Source organism: Pseudomonas sp. CM27 (assembly GCF_013179515.1).
Lineage (GTDB): Bacteria > Pseudomonadota > Gammaproteobacteria > Pseudomonadales > Pseudomonadaceae > Aquipseudomonas.
In genome coordinates this window covers 1-7,463 of sequence record NZ_JABMCN010000279.1, presented here as the reverse complement: position 1 = coordinate 7,463, position 7,463 = coordinate 1, and the positions used below count along the sequence as shown (strand labels likewise).

General features: G+C 62.6%; 6 protein-coding genes. 4 read left to right on the top strand and 2 right to left on the bottom strand.

Annotated features, from left to right (window positions below; genetic code table 11):
- The first annotated feature begins 153 nt into the window (after positions 1 to 153).
- From HP547_RS25395 to HP547_RS25380, 4 genes are all read left to right on the top strand, one after another.
- Positions 154 to 642, top strand: coding sequence for a DUF3015 domain-containing protein (locus HP547_RS25395; RefSeq protein ID WP_172233007.1), 489 nt, complete (start codon positions 154 to 156; stop codon positions 640 to 642).
- A gap of 75 nt (positions 643 to 717) precedes the next feature.
- Positions 718 to 2,571: a DUF4105 domain-containing protein gene (locus HP547_RS25390; protein WP_172288133.1), complete on the top strand. Its 1,854-nt coding sequence runs from the start codon at positions 718 to 720 to the stop codon at positions 2,569 to 2,571.
- 217 nt (positions 2,572 to 2,788) lie between these two features.
- Complete coding sequence (locus HP547_RS25385) at positions 2,789 to 3,145, top strand: hypothetical protein (RefSeq protein WP_172288131.1); 357 nt, start codon at positions 2,789 to 2,791, stop codon at positions 3,143 to 3,145.
- Positions 3,146 to 3,212: 67 nt separating this feature from the next.
- Positions 3,213 to 3,710 (top strand): GreA/GreB family elongation factor, encoded by a 498-nt coding sequence (locus tag HP547_RS25380; RefSeq protein WP_172232170.1) that lies wholly within the window; start codon positions 3,213 to 3,215, stop codon positions 3,708 to 3,710.
- Positions 3,711 to 3,851: 141 nt separating this feature from the next.
- Here HP547_RS25380 and gdhA read toward each other — a convergent pair whose 3' ends face one another.
- Together gdhA and ettA are read right to left on the bottom strand one after the other, a co-directional pair.
- A complete protein-coding gene (gdhA, locus tag HP547_RS25375; RefSeq protein ID WP_172288129.1) occupies positions 3,852 to 5,192 on the bottom strand; it encodes an NADP-specific glutamate dehydrogenase in 1,341 nt (446 codons plus the stop codon).
- A 221-nt stretch (positions 5,193 to 5,413) separates the two neighbouring features.
- Positions 5,414 to 7,081, bottom strand: a complete 1,668-nt coding sequence (gene ettA / locus HP547_RS25370; protein ID WP_172288127.1) for an energy-dependent translational throttle protein EttA — start codon at positions 7,079 to 7,081, stop codon at positions 5,414 to 5,416.
- Positions 7,082 to 7,463 lie beyond the last annotated feature (382 nt).

The following is a 7,463-nucleotide window of genomic DNA, read 5'->3' as shown; positions in this document are numbered from 1 at the left end:
AGTCATGTAACAGCAAATTTTTCGCAATCAACAACGCAACCTTTAGATCGTGCCTAAACTCCAAGCTGCGCGGGTGGGTGAAATGCTTTCCCGACCTGGCAACCGAGTTGCCAGAAACCCTGACCCTTGGTTAAGACAAAGAGAACAAATGCTATGAAACGGATTCTTCTGGGTACTCTGTTCACCGTGGTCTCGCTGAACGCCATGGCCGAAGCGCCAGGCGGCCCGAACTGCGGTTGGGGCAACATGCTGTTCGAAGGCCAGCGCGGTACGCCGGCACACTTCCTGGCTTCCACCACCAACGGCACCTCCGGTAACGCCACCTTCGGTATGACCTCCGGCACCAACGGCTGCTCGACCAAGGCTTCGCTGACTTATGGCGGCAAGTCCTGGTTCGCCATGAATGGCATGATGAACGAGCTGTCGGAAGACATGGCCATGGGCCAGGGCGAAGCCTTGACCACCTATGCCGTGGTACTGGGTGTGGCGCCGGAAGACCGCGGCTACTTCGAGTCGGTGGCTCACCAGCATTTCAACCAGATCTTCACCAGCGCCGATGTCACGGCCGAAACCGTGCACAGCAACACCCTGGCTGTCCTGAAAACCGACCCACGCCTGGCCAAATACGCAACAGAGGCCTAAGCGCAGCTGTTCCCGCCCCAGCGCTGGGGCGGGTTTCGCCTTTCTTTCGGCATCGTCAAGAAGTAGTTGCCCGATATGCTCAAACGCCTCGCTTCCCTGGCGCTGATCGCTTGCGCCCCTGTTCATGCTGCACCGGTGCTGGACCAAGGCCGTGTCCAGCAACTGGCCAATACCCCTTACTGGATTGCCCTGGGCCATTATGAAACCGCCAAGCTTGGCGGCTGGCGCAGCTATGTGGACGATGACGCGTTCTTCCTCGCCGAGGATGGCGCGCACCACCCCGACCAGGAGCTGCAAGCCACGGTCCAGGCGCTGTACCAACCGGCCAGCCTGGGCGACAAACACGCCCAGTGCGTGTTCCCGGCGCGCACCCGCTGGCTGCGCGAGCAGCTTGATCTGCAAGACCTGCCGCAGCCGGACTGCCAGGAATTCAAGACCTGGTACCAGTCGATCGATCCGCACAGTGCGGCGCTGATCTTTCCGGCGGCCTACCTGAACAGCCCGTCATCGATGTTCGGCCACACCCTGCTGCGCATCGACCAGTCAAGCACCCGCAGCGACGACACCACGCTGCTCAGCTATGCAATCAACTTTGGCGCGTACATCGAAGGCAGCGACAACAGCATCCTGTATGCCTGGAAAGGCCTGATGGGTGGCTACCCGGGGCTGTTCGCGCTGATGCCCTACCAGGAAAAACTATCCGAATACCGCAGCCTGGAAAACCGCGACCTGTGGGAGTACCAGCTGGACATTACCCCCGAAGAAACCGGGCGCATGGTCGAACATGTGTGGGAACTGAAGCAGATCCAGTTCGACTACTTCTTCTTCGACGAGAACTGCTCGTATCGTTTGCTGGAGCTGCTGCAGGTGGCCCGCCCCAGCCTGGACCTGACCTCGCAGTTTCCGCTGACTGCCATCCCCACCGACACGGTGAAGGCGGTGAAGCAGTCCGGCCTGGTCGCCAGCGAAACGTATCGCCCGTCACGCGAGCGTGAGCTACTGGCGCGTGCCGAGCCGCTGGACCATGACGAAAAACAGCAGGTACTGGCGGTGAGCGCCGACACCAAGCGCCTGCAAAGCCCTGAGTTCAAGGCCCTGCCCCGCGAGCGCCAAGCCCTGGTACAGGACGCCGCCTACCGCCTGGAGCGCTACCGCGCCAACGGCCAGGAACGCGACCCTGCGCGCGCCGGGCGCAGCTTCGAGTTGCTGCGGGCGATCAACAGCAACCCGCCACCACCGCTGCAGATCGAACGCCCCGGCCTGCCCGAGGATGGCCACGACTCACGCACCTGGCAGCTGGGCGTGGGCACACGTGAGGACCGTGCCTACGCCGAATACGGCCTGCGCATGGCGTACCACGACCTGAATGACAACGCCTATGGCTTCCCGCTGGGTGCGCAGATCGAGATCCTGCAGCTGAAGCTGCGCCAGTACGAAGGCAACGACTGGCAGGTGCAGCGCCTGGACCTGGCCACCATCCGCTCGCTGACACCCCGCAACGAGCTGCTCAAACCCTGGTCATGGCAAGTAGCCGGTGGCCTGGAGCGGGTGCCGGGCAAGCATGATGACGAGGTGCTGGTAAGCCACGTCAACGGTGGGGCTGGCGGTACCTGGCAATTGGCTGACGGGTTGCTGGGCTTTGCCCTGGGTACGGTGCGGGTCGAGCATCACAACGACTTCGCCCAGTTCATCGCCCCGGCGGCGGGCTTCAATGGCGGGCTGTTGTGGCGCAACGGGCTGGGCAACATGACGCTGGAGGCCAAGGGCGATTATTTCACCAATGGCGAGGTGCGGCGCAGTGTGAGCCTGAACCAGCAGTGGGAGATCAGCCAGAACCTGGGGCTGAGGTTGAGCGCTTCGCGGGAATTCAGCCACCTGGCCACGGCGCAGAACGAGGTGATGCTGGAGCTGAAGTGGTATCACTACTGAAAGTTGCCGGTTGCCTGCACGGGCCTCATCGCCGGCAAGCCAGCTCCCACAGGATAACCTGGGCCTGCCGGGCCGGTGCAGTACCTGTGGGAACTGGCCGGCGATAGGGCAGGTACAGGCAACAGTGTGATCCAACCGAGTCTTTGACACTGTTTTGACACCTCCCCGACAACTCGCCACCTAGACTCTCTCTCATCAACTGGAGGGTCTTGTAGTCATGTTGCGGTACTGGTTCGGCGTGTGCATCGCGTTGTTGTTGTCAGGTTGCGAAACCACCCATCAGCAGATGGTCGAGCACGGTTACCCTCCCGCCTATGCCGATGGCTTCCAGGACGGCTGCGGCAGCGGTCGCCAGGCGGCCGGGCTGATGGTGGGCAACTTCCGCAAGGACGTGCCGCGTTACCTGCACGAACGCCAGTACGAAACCGGCTGGGATGACGGCTTCCGCCAGTGCCACGCCATGCAGAACAGCGAAGAGCAGCGCCAGTATCACGAACGCTTCTGGGACCAGCGCGACCGCGAGTGGGAGCAGGAGAAGGACCGTGGCGCCGCCAAGGCCTATCGCCACGACTGAGTCGCAAACGGACATCCGTTGAAACTGCCGGCCTGCGATCATGGTCACCTGCACAAGGAGGCCCGCCATGAGCCGAGCATTCGTCAACGAAGACCAGGCCGCCGCCCAGGCCGACCAACCGGTTGAGCGGCGTGTCAGCGAACAACCCAACTACGTGACCGCCAGCGGCCTGCGCCAGCTGCAGGAACGGGTGGCCGGGCTGAATGCCTTGCGCAGCGAACTGCAGGCGCAGGGCGAGCGTGGCGACAAGCAGCGCCTGGCCGATATCGAGCGCGACCTGCGTTACTTCAATGCGCGGTTGCAGAGCGCTCAGCGGGTGCCGGCTGCGACGTCGGGCAGCAAGGTGCAGATTGGTAGCCGGGTGCGGTTTGTCGATGCCCAGGACCAGGAGCATGTGGTGCAACTGGTGGGCGAGGATGAAGCCGATGCGGGGCGCGGGCTGATCAACTGGGGGTCGCCGCTGGGGCGGGCGTTGCTGGGTGCCGGGCCTGGGGACGAGGTGGTGTGGCGGCGGCCTGTGGGAGAGCAGGTGATAGAAGTGCTTGAGGTTTTGGGTGGAGATTGAGGTCCCAGGGGGCTGCTTTGCAGCCCATCGCGACACAAGGCCGCTCCTACAGCGGACCGCGACAGACTGACTGCTCGCGATCGCTTGTAGGAGCGGCCTTGTGTCGCGAAAGGGCCGCAAAGCGGCCCCAGGAATCGCGAATCAGACCACGCCCTGCGCCAGCATCGCATCGGCCACTTTCACGAAGCCGGCGATGTTCGCGCCTTTCACGTAGTTGATACGGCCATCGGCCTCTTCACCGTAGTGCACGCAGGCATGGTGAATCGACTGCATGATGTTGTGCAGCTTGCTGTCCACTTCACCGGCAGTCCACAGCAGGCGCATGGCGTTCTGCGACATTTCCAGGCCCGACACGGCCACGCCACCGGCGTTGGAAGCCTTGCCCGGCGCATAGAGGATGCCGGCGTCCAGGAAGATATCCACAGCCGCCAGGGTGGTCGGCATGTTGGCACCTTCGGCCACGCAGATGCAGCCATTGCGCAGCAGGGTATGGGCGTCTTCGGCGTCCAGCTCGTTCTGCGTGGCGCACGGCAGGGCGATATCGCAGGGCAGGCTCCACGGCGTCTCGCCTTTGCGGAACTCCAGGCCGAACTGCCCGGCCAGCTCGCTGATACGGCCACGCTTGACGTTTTTCAGGTCCATGACCGCCTCCCACTGGGCGTCGGTCAGGCCGGCTTCGGCGTACAGGGTGCCTTCGGAGTCGGACAGCGAAATCACCTTGCCGCCCAGGTCCATGACCTTGCGCGCAGCGTACTGGGCGACATTGCCGGAACCGGAAATTGCCACCCGGCGACCGTCGATGCGCTTGTCCTGGCGCTTGAGCATTTCTTCGGCGAAGTACACGCAACCGTAGCCGGTGGCTTCCGGGCGAATCAGGCTGCCGCCGTAGGTCATGCCCTTGCCAGTCAGCACCGAAGTGAACTGGTTGGCCAGGCGCTTGTACTGGCCGAACATGAAGCCGATTTCGCGGGCACCCACGCCAATGTCACCGGCCGGTACGTCGCAGTCGGCGCCGATGTGGCGGTACAGCTCGCTCATGAACGCCTGGCAGAAGCGCATCACTTCGGCGTCGCTCTTGCCTTTCGGGTCGAAGTCCGAGCCGCCCTTGCCGCCACCCATGGGCAGCGAGGTCAGGGAGTTCTTGAATACCTGCTCGAAGGCCAGGAACTTCAGCACGCTGAGGTTCACCGACGGGTGGAAGCGCAGGCCGCCCTTGTACGGGCCGATGGCGCTGCTCATCTGGATGCGGTAGCCCCGGTTGACCTGCACCTTGCCGTGGTCATCTACCCAGGACACACGGAACAGTACCGCACGCTCGGGCTCGACCATGCGCTCGAGGATGCCCGATTGCAAGTAGTGAGGGTTGGCTTCGAGGAACGGCCACAGGGTGCGCAGCACCTCTTCCACCGCCTGGTGGAATTCGGGTTGGCCTGGGTCACGCTGCTGGAGGCGCGCAAGGAAATTGTCGACAGATTCGATCATGGTAGACATCTCACCGAAGGGTTTGGACTTATTGGTTTTTTCAGGAATGTACCAAGAAGCAATTGCACTGGAATAGGGCGAGATGTCGTTTTTTTGAAATTATTTGGTGCGTTTTATATAAGTGTATACAAAAAGACCCCCTATATAGGCGCAGGCTTGTTTCAGCCAGGCACAAAAATGGGGCCACCGTGGGCCCCATTCCTGTGCATCAGTAAACCGGCTTACTGGGCCAGTTTCTTGTGCCGTACACGGTGCGGCTGGGCAGCAGCATCGCCCAGGCGCTTCTTGCGGTCTGCTTCGTACTCGGTGTAGTTGCCCTCGAAGAACACCACGTTCGAGTCGTCTTCGTAGGCCAGGATGTGGGTAGCCACACGGTCCAGGAACCACCGGTCGTGAGAGATCACGATCGCGGCGCCAGGGAAGTCCAGCAGGGCTTCTTCCAGCGAACGCAGGGTTTCGACGTCGAGGTCGTTGGACGGTTCGTCGAGCAGCAGGACGTTACCGCCCTCCTTCAGGGTCAGCGCCAGGTGCAGGCGGCCACGCTCACCACCGGACAGGTCCTTGACGAACTTCTGCTGGTCGCCACCCTTGAAGTTGAAGCGGCCAACGTACGTACGCGACGGGATCTCGTAGCTGCCGATCTTGATCATGTCGGAACCGTCGGAAACCTGCTGGAACACGGTCTTGCCACCGTCCAGGTCTTCGCGGCTCTGGTCGACGCAGGCCAGCTGCACGGTTTCGCCGATCTCGATGCTGCCCGAGTCGGGTTGCTCCTTGCCCATCAGCATGCGGAACAGGGTCGACTTACCGGCACCGTTACCGCCGATAACGCCGACGATCGCGCCTTTAGGCATGGCGAACGACAGGTTGTCGATCAGCACGCGATCGCCATAGCCCTTGGAGACGTTCTTGAACTCGATGACCTTGTCGCCCAGGCGTGGGCCGGCCGGGATGTAGATCTCGTTGGTTTCGCTGCGCTTCTGGAATTCCTGCGACTGCATTTCTTCGAAGCGTTGCAGACGGGCCTTGGATTTGGACTGGCGGGCCTTGGCGCCTTTGCGCACCCATTCCAGTTCTTCCTTCATGGCCTTTTCGTGGGCGCTCTGCTGCTTGGATTCCTGCGCCAGACGGTCCGACTTGGCTTCCAGCCAGCCCGAGTAGTTGCCTTCGTACGGGATACCGGCACCGCGGTCCAGTTCGAGGATCCAGCCGGCGACGTTGTCGAGGAAGTAACGGTCGTGGGTAATGGCTACCACGGTGCCCGGGAAGTCGTGCAGGAAGCGCTCCAGCCAGGCCACCGAGTCGGCGTCCAGGTGGTTGGTCGGTTCGTCGAGCAGCAGCATGTCGGGGGCCGACAGCAGCAGGCGGCACAGGGCCACACGACGCTTCTCGCCACCGGACAGGTGCTCGATTCGCGCATCCCAGGCCGGCAGGCGCAGGGCGTCGGCAGCGACGTCCAGCTGGCGCTCCAGGTTGTGGCCGTCGGCGGCTTGCAGGATGGACTCCAGCTTGGCCTGCTCGGCGGCCAGCTTGTCGAAGTCGGCGTCCGGGTCGGCGTAGGCGGCGTAGACCTCGTCCAGGCGCGCCTGGGCGTCCTTGATCACGCTGACCGCTTCCTCGACCACTTCGCGCACAGTCTTGTTCGGGTCCAGCTGCGGTTCCTGTGGCAGGTAGCCAACGTTGATGTCGGGCATCGGACGGGCTTCGCCGTCGAATTCCTTGTCGACGCCCGCCATGATCCGCAGCAGGGTCGATTTACCGGCGCCGTTCAGGCCGAGCACGCCAATCTTGGCGCCCGGGAAGAACGACAGGGAAATGTTCTTGAGAATTTCCCGCTTCGGCGGCACGACTTTGCTCAGCCGATGCATGGTGTAGACGTATTGAGCCAAAACCAAGCCCTCTAATCAGATAGGTAAAGACATCGACGACCGCCCCGGCGCAGGGGCCAGGGGGATATGTACATGGGATGTCATTGGACAAAGACGACCATTCTACGCCAACGCACGGCGTTGCATAGGAGGTGGCGATGGTGGGCCGGGATCAGTGTGATCCCTGAAAGGAATTTGCTGCCTGTGCCGGCCCTTTCGCGGCTAAAGCCGCTCCCACAGGGCCTGCACAGTGTTCTAAGCCAAAGCTAACCCTGTGGGAGCGGCTTTAGCCGCGAAAGGGCCGGCACAGCAACCGGGATGGCTCAGACGTGACGCTGCCTGGCCTTGCCCCGTGGCAACCGGCAACGGTCGCCCTGCTCGGCCAGGCGCGATGCCCAGGCGG

What these genes read in the sequence shown, in the direction of transcription:
- HP547_RS25395 (WP_172233007.1), top strand. Translation starts at nt 154, where the DNA reads ATGAAACGGATTCTTCTGGGTACTCTGTTCACCGTGGTCTCGCTGAAC.
- HP547_RS25390 (WP_172288133.1), top strand. Translation starts at nt 718, where the DNA reads ATGCTCAAACGCCTCGCTTCCCTGGCGCTGATCGCTTGCGCCCCTGTT.
- HP547_RS25385 (WP_172288131.1), top strand. Translation starts at nt 2,789, where the DNA reads ATGTTGCGGTACTGGTTCGGCGTGTGCATCGCGTTGTTGTTGTCAGGT.
- HP547_RS25380 (WP_172232170.1), top strand. Translation starts at nt 3,213, where the DNA reads ATGAGCCGAGCATTCGTCAACGAAGACCAGGCCGCCGCCCAGGCCGAC.
- gdhA (WP_172288129.1), bottom strand. Translation starts at nt 5,192, where the DNA reads ATGATCGAATCTGTCGACAATTTCCTTGCGCGCCTCCAGCAGCGTGAC.